The organism is Selenomonas ruminantium subsp. lactilytica TAM6421, from assembly GCF_000284095.1.
GTDB lineage: Bacteria > Bacillota > Negativicutes > Selenomonadales > Selenomonadaceae > Selenomonas_A > Selenomonas_A lactilytica.
In genome coordinates, this window is sequence record NC_017068.1 from 286,085 (window position 1) to 307,800 (window position 21,716).

At 51.9% G+C, this 21,716-nt stretch carries 25 protein-coding genes; 15 read left to right on the forward strand and 10 right to left on the reverse strand.

The window, feature by feature from the left end; all coding sequences use genetic code 11:
- Positions 1–12: 12 nt before the first annotated feature.
- Entirely contained in the window at positions 13–876 is an 864-nt protein-coding gene (locus SELR_RS01345) for a MurR/RpiR family transcriptional regulator (protein ID WP_014423401.1), read from the reverse strand.
- Positions 877–1,136: 260 nt separating this feature from the next.
- Between SELR_RS01345 and SELR_RS01350 the strand changes: the two genes are divergently transcribed.
- Genes SELR_RS01350 through manZ form a run of 3 tightly spaced genes read left to right on the forward strand, consistent with a single transcriptional unit; the run spans position 1,137 to position 3,313 of the window.
- Complete coding sequence (locus tag SELR_RS01350) at positions 1,137–1,628, forward strand: PTS sugar transporter subunit IIB (RefSeq protein WP_014423402.1); 492 nt, start codon at positions 1,137–1,139, stop codon at positions 1,626–1,628.
- A 48-nt stretch (positions 1,629–1,676) separates the two neighbouring features.
- Positions 1,677–2,474: a PTS mannose/fructose/sorbose transporter subunit IIC gene (locus SELR_RS01355; protein WP_014423403.1), complete on the forward strand. Its 798-nt coding sequence runs from the start codon at positions 1,677–1,679 to the stop codon at positions 2,472–2,474.
- 14 nt (positions 2,475–2,488) lie between these two features.
- Complete coding sequence (manZ, locus tag SELR_RS01360) at positions 2,489–3,313, forward strand: PTS mannose transporter subunit IID (protein WP_014423404.1); 825 nt, start codon at positions 2,489–2,491, stop codon at positions 3,311–3,313.
- A 105-nt stretch (positions 3,314–3,418) separates the two neighbouring features.
- Here manZ and SELR_RS01365 read toward each other — a convergent pair whose 3' ends face one another.
- A complete protein-coding gene (locus tag SELR_RS01365) occupies positions 3,419–3,694 on the reverse strand; it encodes a hypothetical protein (protein WP_014423405.1) in 276 nt (91 codons plus the stop codon).
- Between the two features lie 234 nt (positions 3,695–3,928).
- Here SELR_RS01365 and SELR_RS01370 point away from each other — a divergent pair, with 234 nt between their 5' ends.
- Genes SELR_RS01370 through SELR_RS01385 form a run of 4 tightly spaced genes read left to right on the forward strand, consistent with a single transcriptional unit; the run spans position 3,929 to position 7,623 of the window.
- Complete coding sequence (locus tag SELR_RS01370) at positions 3,929–5,233, forward strand: dicarboxylate/amino acid:cation symporter (RefSeq protein ID WP_014423406.1); 1,305 nt, start codon at positions 3,929–3,931, stop codon at positions 5,231–5,233.
- Between the two features lie 14 nt (positions 5,234–5,247).
- Positions 5,248–6,309, forward strand: a complete 1,062-nt coding sequence (locus tag SELR_RS01375; RefSeq protein WP_014423407.1) for an FAD:protein FMN transferase — start codon at positions 5,248–5,250, stop codon at positions 6,307–6,309.
- Positions 6,306–7,145, forward strand: a complete 840-nt coding sequence (larE, locus tag SELR_RS01380) for an ATP-dependent sacrificial sulfur transferase LarE (protein ID WP_014423408.1) — start codon at positions 6,306–6,308, stop codon at positions 7,143–7,145. The genes SELR_RS01375 and larE overlap by 4 nt, the downstream gene beginning before the upstream one ends.
- Positions 7,132–7,623 (forward strand): NUDIX hydrolase, encoded by a 492-nt coding sequence (locus SELR_RS01385; RefSeq protein ID WP_014423409.1) that lies wholly within the window; start codon positions 7,132–7,134, stop codon positions 7,621–7,623. The genes larE and SELR_RS01385 overlap by 14 nt, the downstream gene beginning before the upstream one ends.
- A gap of 350 nt (positions 7,624–7,973) precedes the next feature.
- On the opposite strand, the gene SELR_RS01390 is transcribed toward SELR_RS01385, so the two are convergent.
- Both SELR_RS01390 and SELR_RS01395 read right to left on the reverse strand, forming a co-directional pair.
- Positions 7,974–8,594, reverse strand: coding sequence for a flavin reductase (locus SELR_RS01390; RefSeq protein ID WP_014423410.1), 621 nt, complete (start codon positions 8,592–8,594; stop codon positions 7,974–7,976).
- An 87-nt stretch (positions 8,595–8,681) separates the two neighbouring features.
- Positions 8,682–9,866 (reverse strand): iron-containing alcohol dehydrogenase, encoded by a 1,185-nt coding sequence (locus SELR_RS01395; protein ID WP_014423411.1) that lies wholly within the window; start codon positions 9,864–9,866, stop codon positions 8,682–8,684.
- A 390-nt stretch (positions 9,867–10,256) separates the two neighbouring features.
- On the opposite strand from SELR_RS01395, the gene SELR_RS01400 reads away from it, so the two are divergent.
- Both SELR_RS01400 and mobB read left to right on the forward strand, forming a co-directional pair.
- Positions 10,257–11,717 (forward strand): glucose-6-phosphate isomerase, encoded by a 1,461-nt coding sequence (locus SELR_RS01400; RefSeq protein ID WP_014423412.1) that lies wholly within the window; start codon positions 10,257–10,259, stop codon positions 11,715–11,717.
- 71 nt (positions 11,718–11,788) lie between these two features.
- A complete protein-coding gene (gene mobB / locus SELR_RS01405; protein ID WP_014423413.1) occupies positions 11,789–12,877 on the forward strand; it encodes a molybdopterin-guanine dinucleotide biosynthesis protein B in 1,089 nt (362 codons plus the stop codon).
- A 36-nt stretch (positions 12,878–12,913) separates the two neighbouring features.
- Here mobB and SELR_RS01410 read toward each other — a convergent pair whose 3' ends face one another.
- The 6 genes from SELR_RS01410 to SELR_RS01430 form a co-directional block, all read right to left on the reverse strand.
- Positions 12,914–13,231 (reverse strand): hypothetical protein, encoded by a 318-nt coding sequence (locus tag SELR_RS01410; protein ID WP_014423414.1) that lies wholly within the window; start codon positions 13,229–13,231, stop codon positions 12,914–12,916.
- 363 nt (positions 13,232–13,594) lie between these two features.
- Complete coding sequence (locus SELR_RS01415) at positions 13,595–14,788, reverse strand: RNA-guided endonuclease InsQ/TnpB family protein (RefSeq protein ID WP_014423415.1); 1,194 nt, start codon at positions 14,786–14,788, stop codon at positions 13,595–13,597.
- Positions 14,751–15,383 carry an IS607 family transposase gene (locus SELR_RS01420; RefSeq protein WP_014423416.1) on the reverse strand — a complete coding sequence of 211 codons (633 nt, stop codon included), beginning with the start codon at positions 15,381–15,383 and terminating at the stop codon, positions 14,751–14,753. Before SELR_RS01420 ends, SELR_RS01415 begins: the two co-directional genes overlap by 38 nt.
- A gap of 546 nt (positions 15,384–15,929) precedes the next feature.
- The gene (locus tag SELR_RS18195) at positions 15,930–16,082 is read right to left on the reverse strand and encodes a YvrJ family protein (RefSeq protein WP_014423417.1); all 153 of its coding nucleotides are present in this window, start codon (positions 16,080–16,082) and stop codon (positions 15,930–15,932) included.
- Position 16,083: 1 nt separating this feature from the next.
- Entirely contained in the window at positions 16,084–16,296 is a 213-nt protein-coding gene (locus tag SELR_RS01425) for a DUF2922 domain-containing protein (protein WP_014423418.1), read from the reverse strand.
- Positions 16,297–16,330: 34 nt separating this feature from the next.
- Positions 16,331–16,546: a DUF1659 domain-containing protein gene (locus SELR_RS01430; protein ID WP_014423419.1), complete on the reverse strand. Its 216-nt coding sequence runs from the start codon at positions 16,544–16,546 to the stop codon at positions 16,331–16,333.
- Between the two features lie 539 nt (positions 16,547–17,085).
- Between SELR_RS01430 and SELR_RS01435 the strand changes: the two genes are divergently transcribed.
- The 6 genes from SELR_RS01435 (at position 17,086) to SELR_RS01460 (ending at position 21,705) form a co-directional block, all read left to right on the forward strand.
- The gene (locus SELR_RS01435; RefSeq protein ID WP_041914219.1) at positions 17,086–17,643 is read left to right on the forward strand and encodes a hypothetical protein; all 558 of its coding nucleotides are present in this window, start codon (positions 17,086–17,088) and stop codon (positions 17,641–17,643) included.
- Positions 17,640–18,071: a helix-turn-helix domain-containing protein gene (locus tag SELR_RS01440; protein ID WP_014423422.1), complete on the forward strand. Its 432-nt coding sequence runs from the start codon at positions 17,640–17,642 to the stop codon at positions 18,069–18,071. Before SELR_RS01435 ends, SELR_RS01440 begins: the two co-directional genes overlap by 4 nt.
- Positions 18,068–18,478, forward strand: coding sequence for a hypothetical protein (locus SELR_RS01445; protein WP_014423423.1), 411 nt, complete (start codon positions 18,068–18,070; stop codon positions 18,476–18,478). The genes SELR_RS01440 and SELR_RS01445 overlap by 4 nt, the downstream gene beginning before the upstream one ends.
- A 339-nt stretch (positions 18,479–18,817) precedes the next feature.
- Complete coding sequence (locus tag SELR_RS01450) at positions 18,818–19,735, forward strand: two-partner secretion domain-containing protein (RefSeq protein ID WP_014423424.1); 918 nt, start codon at positions 18,818–18,820, stop codon at positions 19,733–19,735.
- Between the two features lie 64 nt (positions 19,736–19,799).
- Positions 19,800–20,456, forward strand: a complete 657-nt coding sequence (locus SELR_RS01455; RefSeq protein WP_014423425.1) for an IS607 family transposase — start codon at positions 19,800–19,802, stop codon at positions 20,454–20,456.
- Positions 20,404–21,705, forward strand: a complete 1,302-nt coding sequence (locus SELR_RS01460; protein ID WP_014423426.1) for an RNA-guided endonuclease InsQ/TnpB family protein — start codon at positions 20,404–20,406, stop codon at positions 21,703–21,705. Before SELR_RS01455 ends, SELR_RS01460 begins: the two co-directional genes overlap by 53 nt.
- The last annotated feature ends 11 nt before the right edge of the window (positions 21,706–21,716 follow it).

The following is a 21,716-nucleotide window of genomic DNA, read 5'->3' on the forward strand; positions in this document are numbered from 1 at the left end:
GCAATCCAGGTTTTACCATAATCTGTCCTTATCCTCGGCATGTCCCAGGTAGTTTTCGAATTCCTGGTAGAAATCTTCCACATCGTTGAAGTGGTGGGACAGTAGCAGGCTGATGAGGACATCGAAGTAGTAGCGCACGCCTACGCTGAAGATATTGCCGCCTAAGTCCAGATAGTCGATGGTATTGGCGATGTAGACGAATTCACTGCAGAGGCTGGCCAGTTCCGTCTGGCGGCTGGTGGACAGCAGCACCGTGGTGATGCCGCGTTTCTTGAGGATGCGGGCGGTGCGGGTGAGGCGCTGATTTAGGCCGGAACGGCTGATCAGGAAGGCGATATGGCTCTTGTCAGAGCACAGGGCGGTGGAGAGCTGACTGTTCAGGGAATTGTGGGCCACGGCGATGTGCTGGATCTGCAGGAAATTATAAACGGCCATCTGGGCCAGGGCGTAGTTCTGGTCGTAGGCATAAATATCGATGATTGTGGACTTGTCCACCAGGGCGGCGATGCGCTCTAACTGGTGCAGGTCCATTTCGTTTTTGGTCTCCTCGATGGCCTCCACTTCCAGCTGGGCGATCTTGCGCACGATATCGGCGGGGCTGTCCTTGTCGGTGATGGGGCGCCGCATGATATGGGAACCACAGGGCAGGGTGCGGTTGATTTCGCTGGTGAATTTGATTTTGAATTCATTATAGCCCTTGAGTCCTAGCTTTTGGCACAGGCGGAAGATGGCGGCGGGGCTGGTATATGTCTTTTCTGCCAGTTCCCGGGTGGTCATTTCCGCAATCTGGGCCGGGTTGGCCAGGATGTAATCCACGATATTCTCTTCGGTGCAGGAAAAACGCTCCTTTTCCTGCATGGCCTTCAACAGGCGCATAGTGGTCACTCCTTTGCATTTGTTTCGTCCTCATTATATAGGAAAAAATACGGGGAAGAAAAGCGTTATTTCTTTTTTTTATAGAGGTAAACGTTTCCTGTGACAAATGTCATGAGGTTTTTTGACAATATGTGACAGATTTCAGCTGACTTTGGTCGGATTTTCCCTTATAATTCTTATTGTCAGAAAAAAACAAAGCTTAACATTCTTGCGCCGCTAGGGAAAGGCGCGAGAGGATGATTCCGAAAGGGGAATGAATTATGGAAATCGCATTTTGCCGTATTGATGACCGTCTGATCCATGGTCAGGTCGCTACTGTTTGGACGAAGGTAACGGGCTGCAACCGCATCATGTGCTGCAGCGATGAGGTAGCTAAGGATGAGATGAGAAAGAAGCTGCTGCTGCAGGTGGCTCCGCCGGGAATCAAGGCTTACGTTGTGCCTGTGGAAAAGGCCTGCGAAGCTTATAAGAACCCGAAGTATGATGCATTCAAGACGTTGTTCCTGTTCACGAAGCCGGCTGACGTTGTCCGGGCTGTGAAGGGCGGTATCCCGTTCAAGTCTGTCAATTTGGGGGGCATGACTTATAAGGATGGCGATACGCTGATTTCCAGCGCCGTAGCTGTCAATCCGGATGATGTAAAAGCACTGTTGGAACTTCAGGATATGGGGATTGAAGTGGAGATCCGCAAGCTTGCCAGCGAGCCGAAAGGGGATTTGATGTCGGCTCTGAAGGCGAAGGGATTGGCTTAATACATTATATCTAGGGCTCTATAGGAATTATTAGGGGGATTAGTAATTATGACGAGTGTACAATTTATTTTGCTCATCGTTGTGGCAGCCATTGCTGGTATGGGGAGCGTGCTGGATGAAGCACAGTTCCATCGTCCGCTGGTAGCCTGCACCTTGGTCGGCCTGGTTCTGGGCGATATGACCACGGGCATTATCTTAGGTGGTACTCTGGAAATGCTGGCTTTGGGCTGGATGAACGTCGGTGCAGCTATGGCACCGGATGCCGCTCTGGCTTCTGTCGTTTCCGCTATCCTGGTTATCGTGGGTCATCAGTCCATCGGCGCCGGTATTGCTCTGGCTGTACCTCTTGCCGCTGCCGGCCAGGTGCTCACCATCTTCGTGCGTACCATCACGGTATTCTTCCAGCATTTAGCTGATAAATTCGCTTTGGAGGGCAATGCCTTCGGCATCGAGATGTGCCATATCGGCGGCCTCCTGCTGCAGGGTATCCGCGTAGCTGTTCCGGCTGCCGTCGTTGCAGCTGTTGCCGGTACGGACACCGTAAACGCCATGCTGGCTTCCATTCCGGAAGTAATCACCCGCGGCCTGCAGGTTTCCGGTGGTTTCATCGTAGTTGTTGGTTATGCCATGGTCATCAACATGATGAATGCCAAGAGCCTCATGCCCTATTTCTTCCTGGGCTTCCTGATTGCCGTGTTCACCAACGTCAACCTGATTGGTTTCGGTGCTATCGGCCTGATTGCTGCTTACTTCCACATCCGTGGCTTGCAGCGTGAACTGAACGGTGCCGGTGCTGGCGGTTCCACGGACCCGCTGGATGCAATCGACGATTCCGATTTGATGTAAGAGGAGGCGCAACTATGGAAAAACAGCTCACTAAAGGCGATCTCGTATCGATTTTCATTCGTTCCAACTTCCTGCTCGGCTCCTTCAACTTCGAGCGCATGCAGGCTATCGGCTTCTGCGTGTCCCTGATTCCGGCACTGAAGAAGCTCTACAAAGACGATCCCGAAGAATACAAGCGTTCCTTGAAACGCCATCTGGAATTCTTCAACACCCAGCCCTTCCTGGCAACGCCGATCATGGGGATTATCGCGGCTATGGAAGAGAAAAAGGCCAACGGCGCCGATATCGGTGAGGACACCCTCTCCGGCGTAAAAGTAGGTCTGATCGGTCCTCTGGCCGGTGTAGGCGACCCGATTTTCTGGGGCACCCTGCGTCCGGTACTGGCAGCTCTCGGCGCTGGTGTGGCTCTCACGGGCAGCATCGTCGGCCCGCTGATCTTCTTCATCGCCTTCAACGTGATTCGCCTGCTGACCAACTGGTACGGCGTAATGTACGGCTATGATAAAGGTACGGAACTCGTCAACGAAGTAGGCGGCAACCGCATGCGCTACCTCACGGAAGGTTCCTCCGTACTCGGTCTTCTCGTTATGGGCGCTCTCGTGGCCAAATGGACCACGGTCAATATGCCTTTGGTGCTGTCCTCCTATACGAACAGCCAGGGCGAGCAGGTGGTCACCACGGTACAGAGCCTGCTGGACAGCCTGATGCCTGGCATCGTGCCCATGCTCATGACCTTCGCCTGCATGTACCTCCTGAAAAAAGGCGTTAATCCGCTGGTTATCATTCTGGGCCTCTTCGCCCTTGGCATCGCCGGCTACGCTGTTGGTCTTTTCGCCTAAGATAAGTCCAGTAGCAGCTACATACACATTCCATTATATATTCATTCCCAAAAAAGCTCCGCGAGAAATCGCGGAGCTTTTAGGTATATGGAAGTAGAAAGAAGGTCAAATCCACATATGCCGCAGGCATAGGGCGATGAAGCAGACGATGGACACGCCGAAGGTGAAGTATTCCACGCATTTCACGGGGTAAGCATAGTGCAGGGGGATGTCCATGACGCGGGGCACGTTGCTGGCCAGCAGGGAGGAGGCTATGGACACATAGAGCAGCACGTTGATGATGGGCATGGTCAGATGAGCAGAAAAAGCCCGAATCAACAGATAACAGGCGAAGGCGATAAAGAAATAGGCGATCTTGTCTCCGTGCAGTTTCATGTTCATAGCATCACTTCCTTGTCAGCAGCGTTGGCAGTAGATTTCGGATAATTATTTATATTCATTCGCTTTTGCGGTCAGAAAATCCTGCCGCTGGGCAGGATTTTTGTAGGGAAGCAACGAAAAGATTATAAAAAAGTTACATTTTGCTATTGAAAAAAGTAAGATTTATGTTAAAATGTAAAACATATCAATTAGATAGGTTTTATTATCATTCATTTGGAGAAAGAAGGATTTATTATGGCAGAGGAAAACAAGACCGTGGCCAAGGCCCGGGAAGATGCCCTGCGGGCGCATAATCCCAAGGCCAGCCGCAAGCAGCTTGTGCTGTGGTTTGGGGCCTTGCTCGTCGGTGGCTTTTTGGGCTTTTTGGGCATTGCACCCCTCAATGAGCTGTTCAACTTTATCGCGACGGTGTTCACGCGGCTGTTCCAGTTTATCGCTGTGCCCACCATTGCGCTGGCGGTGATTACGACACTGGCGGCTTTGGGCGGTCAGCGGGAGACGGGGCGCATCTTTGCCCATGCGGTGAGCTACACCTTCCTGACTACGCTGGCAGCTGCTGCCGTGGGGCTGGGGCTCTATATCCTGATTTCGCCGGGCAACCTGCCGGCGGATATCGTGGGGGCAGGCACTTCCGCTGTGCCCATGGACAAACTGGGAAAGGTCACCTATTATGACCATATCCTCTCGGTGATCCCCAACAATGTGCTGCAGCCCTTTTTGGCAGGCAATGTGCTGTCGGTGATGCTCATTGCCGCATCTGTTGGCTTGGGGTTGGCCTTTATGCCCAAGACGGAAAACCGCGAGGTGCTCCTGAAAGGTCTGCAGGGCCTGCAGGAGCTGCTGTTCACGCTGATTCGTGCCATCCTTTGGGCTTTGCCTGTAGGTATCCTGGCTTTTGCAGGACAGCTTTCCGCCCAGATTGAAGCGGGCGTGATTGTAGGTGCTCTGAGCCAGTATGTGGCCGTGGTCATGGGGGGCAACCTGATCCAGATGTTCATCATCCTGCCGCTGTTCCTGCTGGTGCGCGGCCTTAATCCGCTGGATGTGTTCCGCAAGATGTCCCCGGCCATTGCCGTGGCCCTCTTCACCAAGAGCTCTGCCGGTACGCTGCCTGTGACCCTGGCATCGGCGGAGAACAACCTCAAGGTCAATCCCCGGGTTTCCCGCTTCGTGCTGCCCATCTGCACCACCATCAACATGAATGGCTGTGCGGCCTTTATCCTCGTAACCTCCCTGTTCGTCATGCAGAATGCGGGCTTTGAGCTCACTTTGGGCACCATGATTGCCTGGGTGTTCATCGCGGTGCTGGCCGCCATCGGCAATGCCGGCGTGCCCATGGGCTGCTACTTCCTGACGCTTTCCCTGATGAGTTCGCTGGGCGCTCCCATCGGTCTCATGGGCGTTATCTTGCCAATCTACACCATTATTGATATGATAGAGACAGCAGAAAACGTCTGGTCCGATGCCAGCGTTTGCGCCATGACAAATCATGATTTGGCTGGTGAGCTGGAGGAGGCAAGCCCGGTAATCCAGTCCTGAAGGAGTGGATGGGAATGCCTGTCAAAAAAATAGCTGTTTATTTACTGCTCCTCGTACTGTGCCTTTGTGCCGGCTGCGGGGAGCAGTCTGACGTAAAAAAGAGTGATATCGTCCTGGATACGGCGGTGACGCTTACGGCCCGGGGGAAGGATGCCCAGGCGGCCATCGATGAGAGCATGGCTCGTCTGAAAAACATCGACAATATGGTCAATCCCAATGTGCCGGACAGCGATGTGAGCAAGCTGGCCCAAAATGCCGGTAATGGCCAGTGGGTGGCCCTGCAGCCGGAAACCTACAAGATGCTGGCTGTGGCGCAGGATTATGCCCGCAAGACAAATGGCGCCTTTGATGTGACCACGAAGCCCCTGGTGGATTTATGGGGCATCGGTACGGACCATGCCAAGGTGCCCACCCCGGCGGAGCTGGCAGAAGTGCAGAAAAAAATCGGCTGGCAGAAGCTGGAGCTGGACGAGGCAAAACAGAGTGCCCGTCTGATGCAGAAGGGCATGGGCGTGGATCTGGGCGGCGTCGCTAAGGGCTTTGCTGCTGACGAGGTGCGCAAAATCTATGCCCGCCATGGCATCAAGGATGGTCTGATCAACTTAGGTTCCAGCTCCATGTATGCCTTGGGGGTAAATCAGGAGGGAAAAGCCTGGCACATCGGCCTGCGTCATCCCCGCAAGGACAGCTCCGAGAAGATGGCGGTTTTGCCGTTGAAAAATGAAGCCCTGTCCACCTCCGGTGATTACGAGCGTTTTTTTGAGGCGGGGGGGATGCGCTATCATCATATCCTCGATCCGCGCACCGGCTGGCCGGCTAAGAGCGGGGCCATGAGCGTGACCATCGTGGCGGCGGATAACGTGGAAGATGGCGGCATGCTCACGGATATCCTGTCTACGGCGGTATTTGTTTTAGGGCCGGAGCAGGGGGCGCGTTTCCTGAGCAGTCAGGAGGGCATTGAAGGAGCCATTACCGATGGCCGTTATCAGCTGTGGACGACTGGTAATATGGCGACGGAATTGTTGGAGGTATCGCCGGATTTTCATTTCTGGCAGGAAAGTGGAGAAACACTATGATGGATGAATTGTTGCAGAGCAAGGTGGAAAAGCTGCAGACACTGCTTACGAGCTATGGACAGGTGGCGGTGGCCTTTTCCGGCGGTGTGGACTCCACGCTGCTGCTGAAGATGGCCCGGGATGTGCTGGGCGAAGAACGGGTGCTGGCCATTACGGCCCGGAGCGATTTCGTGCCCGCAGGTGACGTCCGCGAGGCGCAGGAGTTCTGCCAACAGGAGGGGTTGCGCCATCAGCTGTTGGTGTTGGAGCCGCTGATCTATTATGATGTGCGCACCAATCCTGCTGACCGCTGCTATTTCTGCAAGCGGCTGGTCTTTGGCAAGCTGCGGGAGATCGCCGGTGCCGCCGGCATCGTGCATCTGGCCGATGGTTCCAATTTGGATGATCTGGGGGATTACCGCCCCGGGGCCAAGGCCGTGAAGGAATTGGGGGTGCTGAGCCCCTTGCAGGAAGCGGGCTTCACCAAAGCCGATGTCCGGGCCCTGTCGGCTGAACTGGGACTGAAGACGGCCGCAAAGCCCTCGGCGGCCTGCCTGGCCTCCCGGATTCCCTATGGGGAGGAAATTACACCAGCCAAGCTGAAGCGGGTGGAGGCAGCGGAAAACTTCCTGCATGAGGCAGGATTTGCCCAGGTGCGGGTGCGCAGCCATCATGACTTGGCCCGGATTGAACTGCCGCCGGCGGATATCACCGCCTTTATCGCAGGCGGCCATTACGAGCAGGTTGCGCATAGACTCAAAGAACTTGGCTTTGCCTATGTGACATTGGATTTGGAAGGTTACCGCACGGGCAGCCTCAATGAAGTGTTGAAAGGAAACGAATATGCCCAAAAGTAATTTGACTACGCTGTGTTATATTGAACGCGATGGCAAATACCTGATGATGCACCGGGTAAAAAAAGAACACGACATCAACAAGGATAAATGGGTGGGCATCGGCGGCCACTTCGAAGCAGATGAGTCCCCGGAAGAATGCCTGCTGCGGGAGGCAAAGGAGGAAACAGGCCTTACGCTGACCGATTACAGGCAGCGGGGCATTATCACCTTTATCTCCGACAGATGGCAGACGGAATACATGTTCCTCTACACCGCCACAGGCTATGAAGGCCGGATTGGCGAGTGCAACGAAGGCACCCTGGAATGGATTGACAAGACGAAGGTCTATGATCTGCCACTGTGGGAAGGGGATAAAATCTTCTTCCGGCTGCTGGAGGAAAACCATACCCACTTCTCGTTGAAACTTCGATATGAGGGGGAAAGTCTGGTAGAAGCTGTATTGGATGGCAAAGACATTGCAGCTTTTTCATTGACATAGTCAAGCCTGTGGAAGTATAATTAAGATACGAAAGAACCTAATGGCACGACTAAGCCAAAAAAACGAATCCCGTTGACGAATGGACTGGAAAACTAATCGTCAACGGGATTCTTGCATATTTAGCGACTGTGCTCGGTCGGGGCTGGCTGCTTAGTGCAGGTATCTGTCAAGCCACTTGCAGACGTAGTACGCGACTATGCTTGCCAATACAGAACCGAAAAAACTACCTAATGACACAACCTCACCTCCTCCGCCGCTATGGTATGGAGGAAAGCAGCAGGATTAGTATACCATATTTTCCTGTGCAAAGGTACAGGCTTTTTATGCTAAGGAGGTGAGGTGGATAAATATCAGCTGATTTGTTCGAAATCTGAGGCTGGGTGTTTGCATAAGGGGCAGATGAAGTCGGCGGGGAGTTCGTCGCCGATGTATTCGTAGCCGCAGATCTTGCAGCGGTAGACGTGTTTGCCCTCGGGGGCTTTGGCTGCTGGCTGTGGCTTGGGTTTGATGTTCTGCTGGTAGTAGTTGTAGGTGCAGGATGGTACATCGCTTAGGATATCCATATCGGTGACGGAGGCCACGAAGAGAGTATGGGAGCCTAAGTCGATTTCCTGCGTCACCCAACCGGCGATATAGGCGTTGGTACCGGCCGTGATGATGGGGATGCCGTTGGCTCCGCGCTTCCAGTCGGCGAAGCCGGCGAATTTGTCCACGCTGCGGCCGGACTGGAAGCCGAAGTGCTTGAAGAGGGAGAAGTCAGCGGCCTCGCTGATGATGGAGGCGGTGAATTTCCGGCTCTCGGCAATGAGGTCGCGGGTGTAGTTGGCCTTGTTGACCGCGATGGTAATCTGGTCAGGGTTCATGGCGACCTGGGTGACGGTGTTGATGATGCAGCCGTTGTCCTTGCCGTCGAGGTTCGTGGTCAGGACATAGAGGCCGTAGGAGATGTTGAAAAGGGTTTTCGGATTCATAGGGATTCCTCCTTTCATTGTGAGAAGGTGCCTGCCGCACCGATAGGCAATGCCTTTGCTCTTGGCAAATGGTTAGAGTGTCCAGGTTTAGTGGTTGGCCAGTTTATAGATTTCGATGGCTGTTGCCTTGTCGATGGGGTGGAAGTTGGCTACGACTTTTGTACCGCCGGCGGTGCAGGAGTCGGCAAGTTCCGCCAGAACGTCCTCGCTCTGGACGCCGATGCCCAATTCGGTGAAGTTGGTGGGCATATGGATTTCTTTGAAGTAGGCGATGGTCTTGTCAATACCGGCTTGGGCGCGTTCTTCTTCCGTGCCCTCGATAATGCCCCATATTTTATTGGCAAACTGGGCGAAGCGGGGGATATCGTCCTGATAGACGTATTTGGCCCAGGAACCCCAGACGGCGGTGAGGCTGGCGCCGTGGGTGACGTCAAAGCGGCCGGAGAGTTCGTGCCCCAGCTTGTGGCAGGCAAAGTCCTTGCAGCGCCCCAGTTCCGTGAGGCCGCAATGGGAGATGGTGCCGGCATACATGATCTCGCTCATGGCGTCGTAGTCGGTCTGGTCCTGAATGGCCCGGCGGGAGCTGTCGATAACCGTGGTCATAAGGGCTTCGGCAATGCGGTCAGTCAGGGCGTTTTCCTCTTTGACGCTGGTGAAATAGCGTTCCAGGGTGTGCATGAGGATATCGGCGATGCCGCAGACCAGCTGTTTTTTCGGCACGGTGAAGGTCAGTTCCGGGTTCATAAAAGCCACAGTCGGACGATTGAAGGGGGTATTGAGTCCCGCTTTCTTGCCGGTTTCTTCGTTGGTGATGACGGCGGAGTCGCTGGTTTCACTGCCAGCAGCGGAAAGGGTCAGCACAGCGCCGACGGGCAGGCTGCGTTCGAGCTTTGCTGTGCCATTCCAGAAGGACCAGACGTCGATGTCGGGATTGGCGGTGCCGTGGGCTGTGGCCTTGGCGGAGTCGATAACGCTGCCGCCGCCGATGGCCAAAATGAAGTCCGCCTTGAAAGCAATGGCTTCCTGAACTGCTTCCCGTACCCAGGAGAGGCGGGGATTGGGCTGGACGCCGCCCTTGGCCTGAGTGAACAGGCCGGCCTTTTGCAGGCTTTCCTCGATTTTGGGCAGCAGGCCGCTTTTTACCACGCTGCCACCGCCGTAGACGATAAAGACGCGGTGGGCGTTATAGGCGGCGAGCTTTTCCGCAGCCTTGTCCTCGGCATTGCGTCCAAAGACGATTTCGGTGGGGACTTTGAAGTTGAATGCTTGCATAGTTTTACCTCCATAAATTGTTTACCATCATATTGAATATTATACACAAGTAAGTAAAATCCTTCCATCAAAAGCGCCTGGCAATCGGTAATTTTTTCTTCCGCTGAGACGGCTGCGCCGCCAAACGCTCCAGAAAACATCACCGCCTGTCAGGCTTAGTGCTGCATTTGTTGAAGGCAAGACGCTCGGCTGGCCGTTTGTTATGACATGTATGGAATATTGTTTCGGATTTCGTTTTGCCTATGGCAAAATACGCGCAAATGCGTTATGATGTATCCAGCGATACGCGAATATGTAATTTTGCCTATGGCAAAATTGGAACAACTGCGTTATAATTAAACCGTATGTAACGATAACAATATGGAATGAATTTAGAGGAGTGTTACTGACATGAGTTTGAAGCTGCAATCCGGGTTTGAGTTCGATTACGATAACCTCTATGGCGAAGGCAAGGTTACGGAAGCGGATCTGAAATCCTATGAGGAAGATCTGAAGAAGGCTCACGAGGCCATGAAGGTTATGCGTGAGAAGGGCTTTATCCGTGCCCATCTGTCCAAGGACGGCGAGCCGGAGAAGGTTCTGTTCAGCCAGCTGCCTTACATTGAGGAAGGCCACCTCAACAGCCCCTCTTCCCTGAAGCATCTGCAGGAACTCACGGACCATGTGAAGGACAATGTGGACTTCGTGGTTTCTCTGGGTATCGGCGGCTCCTTCCTGGGCGACAAAGTTATCTTTGACGTGCATTGCGGCGAGTTCTGGAACGAACTGCCGAAGGAAGAACGCAACGGCTTCCCGAAGATCATCTTCAGCGGCCAGAACATCGACCCGCGCCGCACCGGGGATATCATCCACTATCTCGAAAACAGCGCTAAAATCACGAAATCCCATGAAAAGCGCAATATGAAAGTGCTGCTGCTGGTTATCTCCAAGTCCGGCGGCACGCTGGATACCATGAGCAACTTCATGGTCATCTACGATGCCCTGCAGAAGTTTGAAAACATCGATGTTGAGGTTGTAGCCGTTACGGATCCCAACATGGAAAAACAGACGCTGCTCAAAAAGCTGGCCATCGAAAAAGGCTGGCCCCAGTACGCTGTACCCGATGGGGTTGGCGGCCGTTTCTCCATCTTCTGCGAAGTGGGCCTGACGCTGGCTGCCTGCGTGGGCTTTGATATCGAAGCCTTCCTCAAGGGCGCCCGCGACATGGACAAGGCCTGCCAGAACGATGACCTCTGGCAGAACCCGGCAATGCTCAACGCAGCCCTGAAGTTCGCTGCTTCCGAAAAGCATGGCCGCGACATCGAAGTCATGATGCCCTATGGCGACTACATGAAGTCCGTGTCCGAATGGTACATCCAGCTGCTGGCTGAGTCCCTGGGCAAACAGTTCAACAAGGACGGCAAGGAAGTATGCTATGGCCGTACGCCGCTGGTAGCTGTGGGCACCACGGATATGCATTCCCAGACCCAGCAGCATCAGGAAGGCAAGCTCAACAAGATCGTGCAGTTCATTCGTCTGGCTGACTGGGAAAAGGATCTCACGATCCCCGATGTATTCCCCGAAGCCAAGAAGCTTTCCGATATCTCCGGCGTGACCATGGGCCAGGCTCTGGAAGTTGCCCGTCAGTCCAACGCAGACGCTCTGGCTTCCAACAAGCGCTACAACGCTTGCTTCACGCTGCCGAAGCTCAACGCTTACCATCTCGGCGAGCTCCTCTACATGCTGGCTATGTCCGTAGCTTACGAGGGCGAACTCTCCAACGTAGATGCCTTCAACCAGCCCGGTGTTGAATCCTATAAGCGCATTATGGGACCGAAACTGGCCGAAGTGAAAGCAGCCAACCAGAAATAATTCAGTCTGAAGAGATCACAGTGGATGCGGCTCCGGCCGCGCCGCTGTGATTTTTTTTGCGAGGTAACTTTATGGATTTTGCAGATTTAGGTGTTATGATTATCGCCGGGGGGCGCAGTTCCCGGATGGGGGCGGACAAGCGGTTTTTGGAGCTGGGGGGGCGCTCGTTGCTAGAGCGTCAGCTGGCGAAGACGGCGGCGCTGTCCTTTCGGGAGCGGTATCTTTGCGGCGGGGCGGCAGATGGCCGGCTGGTGAAGCTGAGTCAGTGTTACCAGCTGGAACTGCTGGCCGATGAGCAGGAGGCGGCCGGCCCCCTGGAGGGGCTGCGGGCAGGTCTTGCCCGCCTGCAGGCGGACTATGCTCTGGCGGTGTCGGCGGACATGCCGCTGTTTTCCTATGAGCTAGTACGGCCTTTATTGGCGGCAGCCGCTGGGGAACTGGCGGTGATTCCCGTGACGGGAGGCAGGCGCCAGCCGCTGGCGGGGCTATATCACCGGGATATCCTGCCCTGCGTGGAAGCGGCGCTTACCCGCGGGGAGCATAAGCTTGGCCAGGTGATTGAGGCTGTGCCCCATAAGTTCGTGGAGCTGCCGGCAAATGACGGTTTTTTCAATGTGAATACCCCGGCGGATTTCCGGCTGGTGCAGGGGCGCCAGGCGAATCTTGAGCGGCCGGTGCCCCTGGTCACCATCTCGGCCCCCCAGTCCAATACGGGCAAGACCACCTTTATCGAGCAGTTGATTCCCCGCCTGCGGGCGGCTGGTCTGCAGGTGGGCGTGGTGAAAGGCGACTGTCACGGCTATACCGTGGACGAGGAAGGCAAGGACAGCTGGCGCTTCAAGGAGGCCGGGGCGGCCGGTGTGGCCGTGGTGTCCCCGGAGGGCTATTTCATTCAGCAGAAAACCACCCGGCGCAAGGAGCTGGTGCAGGTGGCGGCCATGCTGGAAAACGTGGATCTGGTGCTGATCGAAAGCCGCAGCCATGGCACTGCCCCCAAGATCTCCCTATGGCGGGGGCTGGGGGAGGTACTGGTGGATGAAGAGACGGTGGCGCTCTTTTCCAGCGGGGAGCCGGAGGCCCTGCCTATTCGTCAGTATGATCTGGATGACCTTGACGGGGCGGCCCGGCTGGTCATGTTCCTCTGCGGCAGACAGGCATGAAAAAAAGAGGCTTAATGCCTCTTTTTATTATGAAGTTTATTCCTGTTCCGCTGGGTCCACGCCGTTTTTGCGGCATTCGTTGAAGAAGAAGACGGCGTTGGTGTCCTTGGGGTTTTCCGCCCAGAATTTGATGAGCTTTGTGGCCATCTGATATTTTTCCTGCATGAAGGGCAGCAGGTTTTCGGCGGTGACCGGGCCGCCCACGGTCATGAATACATCAATATTATGGCCCAGCGTATCCAACATTTCCTCTGTGATCTCATCGTTAGCCAGCGCCTGAGCGAAGCGCACGCCCTGTTCCACATCGTCAGCGTAGCCCCGCTTCAGAAGCCAGACGGCAATCTGTTTATCCATGGAAGTCCCCCCTTGTAATCACTGTGTGCTATCTAATTCGCGATGGCGGGGAAAAAATCCTGCAAGAATTTCGGAAATGACAAAAAAGCTATGAAGCGCTCGGATCGGTGCTTCATAGCTTTTTCCTTATTTCAGCCGCTGCAGTTCCCGGGTGAGTTCCCCGCTACGATAAATATGTACAAATCTGCACAGAGTTACACATATTTACGCTGTGGTGCCCTTCACAAGACACCTTCCTGATTCATTGCGTCCGATTTTGCCACTCCGAAGAACAAGCTACTCTCGTTTAATATAACGCTCCACAGGCTTAAATTCCCTAGTAGCGATAGGTACATGCTTAGGTTTTCTTGAAGGTGAAATTTCCTAAGCCATCTTATAATTTGCTAAGTTGATAGCAGCGTTCAAATCCCTGTCCAGCTTTGCTCCGCATACAGGGCAGACATAAATGCGGTCTGAAAGCTTCAAGTCCTTTTTGACATTTCCGCAATGACTGCAAGTTTTGGAGCTTGCATAGAATCTGTCTACCTCTATGACCTTTATGCCGTACATTTCAGCCTTGTACTGAATCTGCCGCTTAAACTCATAGAATTTTTGTTTTGCGATAGCTTCTGACAGGTACTTATTCTTCATCATGCCCTTGACATTCAAATCCTCCATGACTATCTGTGACGGCTTGGTTTTCACTATCTCAGATGTTGTCTGATGAAGATGATTGTTGCGAATGTCTGTAAGGCGTTTGTGAATAAGCTGTATTTTCTTGTTCTGCTTGTCTAGGTTCCTACATTCTCGAAGTGGGCGAATCCATATCGGATGGCGATTTTTGTCGTGGCTCTTGATATTTGATTCCAGTTTGCGAGATGCCTTTCGTTGCTCACGCTTCAGCTTCTTTTCCAACCTTCTTACTTCCGCAGACTTATTGATGTTCTTGTAGAAGTGGGTTTCTGTAGCGTCCTCGTTAGAAACAATCGCCAACGACTTAATACCAAGGTCTATGCCCAGACTCCCGCCAGTCAGCTCAGTTTCTTCCTGCTGAACTTCATAGCCAACTGACAGATACCAATACCTGCCATCAAAGGATATATGCGGATTGGCATATTTCTTGCCTTTTGGTATCTTAGGCAGGGGAGCCGCCGTCTTCACAAAACCTATCTTCTCACCATGGAAGCCATTTGGCTTCCTCACAAGGCTTTCGTAGTTCACATAGAAACTAATCTTGCTCCTATGACGGCTCTTGAATTTAGGTTTCCCAGATATGCCCTTGAAATATCTTTGCAAGGCCAGGTTTGCGTCCTTAACAGCCTGTTTCATTACATTGCTTCCTACCTCTTTGAGCCATGTATGGGTTGTTTTCTTTAGGACGTTGTTGATGTGTTTCCTTATTTCGCCCTCGCTGACGCTACGCTTGCCGACCTTGTCATTTTTAAGCCATGCCTTGTAGGCCGCTTCGTTCGCTTCGAGAAAGTAATTGTATGCCCAACGGGCAGTCCCGGCACTTTTCCAGAACAGACACTCCTGCTCTTTAGTAGGCAGAAGCCTTATCTTTACCGCTCTCTGCATTTTTCTTTACCTCGTCAATAAGTCTCTTTGTTTTCTTTGAGCGTTGCCCGTAAAGGCGGTTAGCAAAAACTGTGATGATTTGTATTAGGTCATCCGTCAGTTCCTGCTCTTTGCTCTGCTCGGTATTGTCGATAATCTCGATACTGACACCGTTTATTTCACAAAGATACTCCAACAACTCATAGCCAAAGCGAATCAGTCTGTCCTTGTACAGGATAACTACTGTTGATACCTCGTGGTTGTTGATTTTGTTGACGAGTTGCCGTAGCCCTTTCTTTTTATAGTCAATGCCTGAGCCTACGTCCGTGATTATCTCAAATTTATAACCCTTGGCATACATATAGGACTTTACGTTCTCCACCTGCGTTTGAAGGTCATCTTTTTGAGCTGGCGTAGATACTCGGCAGTAACCTACTACGAGCTTTTCTGTTTCGGGAGCGTTGGAAAACTCCTTGAGCTGTTCCATTGAGTAATAGCGTGTGCCCCCCTTGGTAACATGGTGCGGAATAAAATCTCCGCTTTGGTGCATACGCCTTAGTGTCGTAGTGGTGACACCAACCATCTTAGCAAATTTACCTATGCTGACCAGTTCCACAGCGTCCACCTCCTAACATAAGATATTTCACTTATATTATAAGGTATTTGTGTAAAACTGTCAAATTTGTATATATTTATCTTGTTCACGCTAGAACGCAACTTCCAGCGCAGTCTTGCTGTCACCAGCAGACCTCTGACACTTTCATGTCAGCGCAGACTATATCTTCACCCTGCTGAGCAGGGGCAGTATTTTTCTTCCGCCATAAACTTGCGGTTTTACTCTCCCTCAAGGAGATAGTCGTTGGGGGTCTCCCTTATTCTCTTTTGAGAACTTAGGGCTTTCCCTGCTAAACACCCATTGCTTTCAGCACTTAGGACATACGTTTTCGGAAGGTCACTATTTTCTTCATCCGACACTGATATGTTTTTGTTTCACCTTATGCCATCCTTACGTTTTTTCTGCTTTCGCACCACTCAGCTTGCCCTTTCGAGCTACTGTTTGGGTGTAAGGCTTTAGGGATTAAAAGCATTTAACACTAAGTTTGCACCTCTTGCAAGATACAAAGGGTATTCTGTTCGATTAAATCTATACTTCTGTATATATTTATACAGATTTGTGTAAATTTAGTGTAACAGTTTTGTTACCCAGCTGGGTGGTGAGCCTGTCCATGGACCGCTGGAAAGTGGTCAGCAGGTAGAAGGTCACCACGATGGGGAAGCCCACGGCGGAAACGGCGGTGAGGAGGGGCTCGTCCATATCAGGCCAGCGCCTTGTCGTCCACATCCTGGACATAGATGCGCTTGATGGCTGCAGCGGGGCTGCCGCCGGCACTGATGGCCTTTTTGCTGATGATCTCGTCCAGGGCCTCCGTCACTTCGGCATTGGTGAGGTCTTCCCGGGGCTCCGCCAGGGAGAGGGTAGTGGTCTTGCCGTTTTCCAGCGTGAGGATCATCTTTAACGTGGTTTTCATGGAAATCGCTCCTTTCTAAGCGCAGAGGGGAAAATCATTCGGCCAGGGTGGCATCGTCCTGGCGGCAGATAGCGTGAACCGGATAGTTCTGCAGGGCTGCCAGCTTGCTGCCGATGGAGAGCACATCGGCGTCGGCAAGGTCAGAGCTTACCGTGTAGCTGCGGCAGGCCAGCTGGTCCTTGCCTTTGGGGTCCGTGCCGATGACTACCTTGATTTGCAATTTCGTGACGGGGTTCATACGGGTTGCCATAATTCATCATCCTTTCCTATCGTCTGTTTGCTTGGCGGCCGCTCACCCTTATACATGCACGCTGGCCGCCGGATATTTCCCTTGGTGGGCAAAATATTTCTGATGCCCTCCAGCCTGTCATACTGACGGCTTCCAATTGCTGTTTTGACAAAGCCAATACCAGAGACTACCAGAGAACATCCGGATAAAAGGTGTAAAAGTGTCAAAAGAGGGGTAGATTATAAAATAGTCAAAAGAGGAAAGATTGTATAAATATACAGAAAAAATTCGTGGACATTTGTTCTTGGCATTTTCGACAGATATCATGTTTGTGATTTTTTTATCATGTGTAAATTTTGTAAATCCGCATATTATGGGATAAGCTGCCGTTTAATCATAAAGGTAGTTGAATTTTATGCGCTTAATTGTAGGGAAATTATTTTTACAGAAACTATTGACTTTTAATAAAAAATGAGCAAGAATATGCAATAAGAGGTCGGATGAATCCGGATGAAATACGAACTCAAATCATCAATGAAACAAGAAGGCAGGCGGTAGGCATGACAAAAGAACAGATGCAGGCGATTGCTTCCCTGCGTGTAATCGAAGCAGTGTATGAAGAAGATGCAGAGAACGGTGGCTTTGCCACTGTCGTTGATATGGGCACGGACACACCTTTGCGGTTGGAAAACTGCCGGGCGGAATATGTGCTGGAAATTTTGGCCGGTTTGGAAGGGAGGGCCCTGCGGGTGCTGAAGCATAACCGCTGTCAGGCCACGGGCTGTCCCTATAAGCATATGGATTATCTGAATATCTCCCCCTCCCGGCTGTTTATGGCGGTGCCCTATCGGGAGCCGGTGAATACGAATCACAGCCGGAACGCCTATCTGAACAACAGCCGGGTGGTGGCGGCCGAATCCGGGGAGCGGGGCAAGTCCCGGGTGCGCTTCCTTTCAGGAAAGTCTCTGCCGGTAAAGCTCACCCCCAAGCGTCTGCAGCAGAAGATCGACGGCGGCCGTCGGCTGCTCTACGACAGTATCCTGGCTGCCAAGACGGAGCTGAAAAGCCTGGATATGACCTTGCGCCGTCTGCAGAGAAAGGGGCGTGAGGGACGATGATCCAAAGCAATCCGGAACAATTGCTGCTCCTGCGGGTGGACCTGGCAGACCGGGTGGGGCGCGTGGAGGCGCTCTTCCTGTCCCAGCTGGACTATTGGCTGGAGCGCACCCATAATTTTGCGGAAGGAAGGTTTTGGGTATATAATACGGAGGCGGCCTGGGCACGGCAGCTGGGGGTATCCGTGTCCAGCATCCACCGGGCTACCCTGCGGCTGGAACAGCAGGGGCTTATCGTCAGGCAGCGCCATAACCGCCGCTCCTACGACCAGACCTTGAGTTACAGCCTCTGTTACGATGCCCTGGGACGGCTGGGCTTCCCTGCCGGGCGCCGTGGATTTATGCACGGACACGAAAATACGGTTCCGGATACCTGGGATCGGCCCCTGGTGGCAGAGGATATTGGTGAAGAAGAGGAGGCCTGGCTATGAGTGAGATCACGCTGGAAAACTGCATTTTTCATGGGGCTCGCTGCCATATCACGCCGGATCAGATCCGGGCCTTTGTGAAGCGGTATGGCCTGTTCATGGTGGATCGGGAACTTACGGTGCTCTGGCTGGAGATGTTCCAGCAGGAAATCCGCTATCCTGTGGCCTGGCTCAAGCGGGCCATTGAGTATTCCTACAGTCCCCAGATTCCCCATGAGGAATACGTGAAGGACAAGCAGGGCAAGATCCGGCAGGCCCGGGGGATGGCGAAGGAAAAGGCCATGAAGGAGGCCTATGCCCGGCTGGATGAGGAACTGGCGGCGGAGCGGGCCAAAGAGAGGCCGCCAGAGGAAAGTGAATTCTGGAAGTTCGTGCCCGCGGCGGTAAAGGAAAAACTCAGCAGAAAGTGAAGCAGGTCAGGCAGAGCATGACGCAGCCTGTTCGAAATTGCGTTTAAGCTGTGGCGGAAAAATTCGATATATAGGTATAGAGGACTTTTCTGCTGTTTGGCGAATTGTACCAATATGATTATTGGCAAAGGAGGCGCGTTTTCATGATGGCGGTTTATCGTTCCGGAATTTCTGCGCCTTGCTGTGCCCCCCCCGAGAGGGCAGACGTTTTGCGTGTGCGTACATAGCCGCAGTCCGCCCGCTGGTAAAATCCCATAAGAAGCAAGCATGCCCACCTGGCTGAGCCGGGCGGGCTATTTGTCATGCCTTGGGCATGGCATGCAGAAAGGAAGGAAGCATATGAAAAGGAAGTCAACGAAAGCCCGCCGCCTGCGTCTGGCTGTGATGGCCACTTTGCTGGCCGGGTGTTTCAGCATCGCCCCCGCAGCTCAGGCCCTGCCGGTGGGCGGGAGCAGCAGCACCGCTGCTATCGCGGTCAATGATAAGGTAATGAATATTACCAGCGCAACAGAAAGCAATCTGATTACCTGGCGGGATTTTTCCATCGGTCAGGGGGAAAAGGTGGCCTTTGATACCCATAGCTACCTGAACTATGTCACGGGCAGTGGTATTTCCAACATTTTGGGCGAATTGTCCGGGAAGGGCCATGTTTACCTCGTGAACCCCAACGGCATACAGATAGGGGACGGGGCAAAGATTGACGTGGGGACGCTCCAGCTTGCCACGGCTGACCTCAGCGGCAACCTTACGGACTTCCGTACGGCATTTATGGCCTTAATGAATGCCGCCAACACCCTCACGGGTGATATCGTGAACAAGGGACGGCTGAACGTTGCTCAAAATATCATCGTGCAGGGAAAAAATATTACCTTTAAGAATGTGGATGATGTGACCACAGGCGCAGCTTGGGATGAAGCTGGCAACCTTACAGAGGCAGGCACGAGGAATACGCAGGTTAACTTGAGGTCACGTGGCGGGGAAATCCATCTTGGCTCGATGGATGGGACAGGAACCTACACCGGTACAAGTGGCACTACATATCGGTATAAGCTGGTCAGCACTCCGGCGGAATTGCAGGCGATCAAAGACGGTCTTGCCGGCAACTATATGCTGAACAACGATATCGAAGTCGGCACAATCTCCCCCTTAGGCGAATTCACCGGAAAATTTGACGGACTGGGCTATGCGCTTAACAATATGACCATAAATTCAGCTGCGGACAATGTGGGGCTTCTGACAGATAAAATAAAGATATAAATAGTTATAAAATATTCTTGATTATATTACAACTTATTGATAGTATAGTATTGAGGTGATGAACTTGGAATACTATACTATCAACAAGTTTGCTAAAATCATCGGAGTCACTCCGCAAACCCTGAGAAATTGGGACAGGAGCGGAAAACTCCATCCTCATCACACTTCGTCAAATGGCTACAGATATTACTCAGAAGACCAATTAAATGCTGTGACGGGCATTCAAACGGCTTCTAAAAAAGTTATCGGCTATTGCAGAGTATCAAGTCCCAAGCAAAAAGATGACCTTGAGCGACAGGTAGAAAATCTGAGAACATATCTATACGCACAGGGGCAGCCCTTTGAAATAATCATTGACGTTGGTTCTGGAATCAATTACAAGAAGAAGGGTTTACAAGACCTTATTCGCAGAATTGAATCTAATCAGGCCGAGAAGGTAGTTATCCTTTATAAGGACAGGCTTTTACGCTTTGGTTTTGAGCTTATCGAAACGATTGCCGCTATACATGGCTGCAAGATAGAAATAGTCGATACTACTCAAAAGAGCGAGCAACAAGAACTTGTCGAGGACTTGGTGCAAATAATTACAGTGTTTAGCTGTAAGCTCCAAGGAAAACGGGCACACAAGGCGAAGAAGATGATTCAGGAATTAGTGAGTGGTGATTCAGATGATAAAGTCGGTCAGGATACGGCTGTTGCCGAACAACAAACAGAAAACTAAACTGTTTCAGTTTGCGGGAGCTTCGAGGTTTGCCTATAATTGGGCTTTAGATAAGCAAATGGAGAATTTCAGGGAGGGCAGAAAACTTCAAAGTGATTATGACCTTCGCAAAGAATTCACTGTTCTGCGTAATTCTGGAGAATACTTGTGGCTTCTAGGTATATCCAACAATGTCACTAAGCAGGCTATCAAGGATTTGTGTATAGCATATAAGAACTTCTTTCGTAAACAGAAACAGCCTGGATATGTCAAGTATAGCCCTAAAAAATTGGATCATCTTGTTCGTATTGGCAGGAAACCAACAGTCTACGATATGAACGGGCACCCTAAGTTTCGCAGCAAAAAGAATGGTGACTTTCGTTTCTATCAGGACAATGTAAAGATACAGTTCACCAATACGCATGTCAAACTGGAGAGTATTGCGGGCAGCAAGAAAAAGAACCGTCAACGGCTCAACTGGATAAGGCTTGCCGAAAAGGGCAGAATTCCTGTTGGTATGAAATACACCCAACCGCGAATAACTTTTGACGGTGAAAACTGGTGGCTGGGAATTGGCTTTGTAGTCAAGTATAAGCTAAAGCCAATGCGAGGACTGAAATTTGTCCGCAAACACTCAAAACGCTCCTACACTGAGGGTGTAGGCATTGATTTAGGTATAAAGGATTTAGCGATAATCTCGGACTCTACAGTAGTCAAAAATATCAATAAGTCCCATACAATAAGGAAACTCAAAAAGAAACGACACAGGTTGCAACGTCAGGTATCGCGAAAATACCAAATGAACAAGAAAGGAGAGCGTTACTGCAAAACAAGCAACCTTATAAAAAGCGAAAAACGACTTTTACGAATCAACCACAGGCTGGCTGACATCAGAGCCAATCATGTACATCAGGCGACGAGAATAATTATAAACCGAAAGCCAAGGTTTATATGCCTTGAAGACCTGAATGTGCAGGGCATGATGAAGAATAAGCACCTGTCTGAAAAAGTTCAGGAACAGAATTTTTATGAATTCCGCAGGCAGATTGAATACAAGGCACATTGGGCAAGAATTCCCGTGGTTATTGCTGACCGCTGGTTTCCAAGCTCCAAGACTTGCGTCGAATGCGGATATATAAATAAAGACCTGAAGCTGTCAGACAGGACATATGTCTGTCCTGTCTGTGGCAATGTGATAGACCGTGACTTTCAAGCATCTTTGAATCTCAAACACTATGGAGAAACGGAGCTATCCAAATCTGCAAGCTGATACCGACAAGT

Coding starts and splice junctions, on each gene's coding strand:
- SELR_RS01345 (WP_014423401.1), bottom strand. CDS start 876: ATGCGCCTGTTGAAGGCCATGCAGGAAAAGGAGCGTTTTTCCTGCACC.
- SELR_RS01350 (WP_014423402.1), top strand. CDS start 1,137: ATGGAAATCGCATTTTGCCGTATTGATGACCGTCTGATCCATGGTCAG.
- SELR_RS01355 (WP_014423403.1), top strand. CDS start 1,677: ATGACGAGTGTACAATTTATTTTGCTCATCGTTGTGGCAGCCATTGCT.
- manZ (WP_014423404.1), top strand. CDS start 2,489: ATGGAAAAACAGCTCACTAAAGGCGATCTCGTATCGATTTTCATTCGT.
- SELR_RS01365 (WP_014423405.1), bottom strand. CDS start 3,694: ATGAACATGAAACTGCACGGAGACAAGATCGCCTATTTCTTTATCGCC.
- SELR_RS01370 (WP_014423406.1), top strand. CDS start 3,929: ATGGCAGAGGAAAACAAGACCGTGGCCAAGGCCCGGGAAGATGCCCTG.
- SELR_RS01375 (WP_014423407.1), top strand. CDS start 5,248: ATGCCTGTCAAAAAAATAGCTGTTTATTTACTGCTCCTCGTACTGTGC.
- larE (WP_014423408.1), top strand. CDS start 6,306: ATGATGGATGAATTGTTGCAGAGCAAGGTGGAAAAGCTGCAGACACTG.
- SELR_RS01385 (WP_014423409.1), top strand. CDS start 7,132: ATGCCCAAAAGTAATTTGACTACGCTGTGTTATATTGAACGCGATGGC.
- SELR_RS01390 (WP_014423410.1), bottom strand. CDS start 8,594: ATGAATCCGAAAACCCTTTTCAACATCTCCTACGGCCTCTATGTCCTG.
- SELR_RS01395 (WP_014423411.1), bottom strand. CDS start 9,866: ATGCAAGCATTCAACTTCAAAGTCCCCACCGAAATCGTCTTTGGACGC.
- SELR_RS01400 (WP_014423412.1), top strand. CDS start 10,257: ATGAGTTTGAAGCTGCAATCCGGGTTTGAGTTCGATTACGATAACCTC.
- mobB (WP_014423413.1), top strand. CDS start 11,789: ATGGATTTTGCAGATTTAGGTGTTATGATTATCGCCGGGGGGCGCAGT.
- SELR_RS01410 (WP_014423414.1), bottom strand. CDS start 13,231: ATGGATAAACAGATTGCCGTCTGGCTTCTGAAGCGGGGCTACGCTGAC.
- SELR_RS01415 (WP_014423415.1), bottom strand. CDS start 14,788: ATGCAGAGAGCGGTAAAGATAAGGCTTCTGCCTACTAAAGAGCAGGAG.
- SELR_RS18195 (WP_014423417.1), bottom strand. CDS start 16,082: ATGGACGAGCCCCTCCTCACCGCCGTTTCCGCCGTGGGCTTCCCCATC.
- SELR_RS01425 (WP_014423418.1), bottom strand. CDS start 16,296: ATGAAAACCACGTTAAAGATGATCCTCACGCTGGAAAACGGCAAGACC.
- SELR_RS01430 (WP_014423419.1), bottom strand. CDS start 16,546: ATGGCAACCCGTATGAACCCCGTCACGAAATTGCAAATCAAGGTAGTC.
- SELR_RS01435 (WP_041914219.1), top strand. CDS start 17,086: ATGACAAAAGAACAGATGCAGGCGATTGCTTCCCTGCGTGTAATCGAA.
- SELR_RS01440 (WP_014423422.1), top strand. CDS start 17,640: ATGATCCAAAGCAATCCGGAACAATTGCTGCTCCTGCGGGTGGACCTG.
- SELR_RS01445 (WP_014423423.1), top strand. CDS start 18,068: ATGAGTGAGATCACGCTGGAAAACTGCATTTTTCATGGGGCTCGCTGC.
- SELR_RS01450 (WP_014423424.1), top strand. CDS start 18,818: ATGAAAAGGAAGTCAACGAAAGCCCGCCGCCTGCGTCTGGCTGTGATG.
- SELR_RS01460 (WP_014423426.1), top strand. CDS start 20,404: ATGATAAAGTCGGTCAGGATACGGCTGTTGCCGAACAACAAACAGAAA.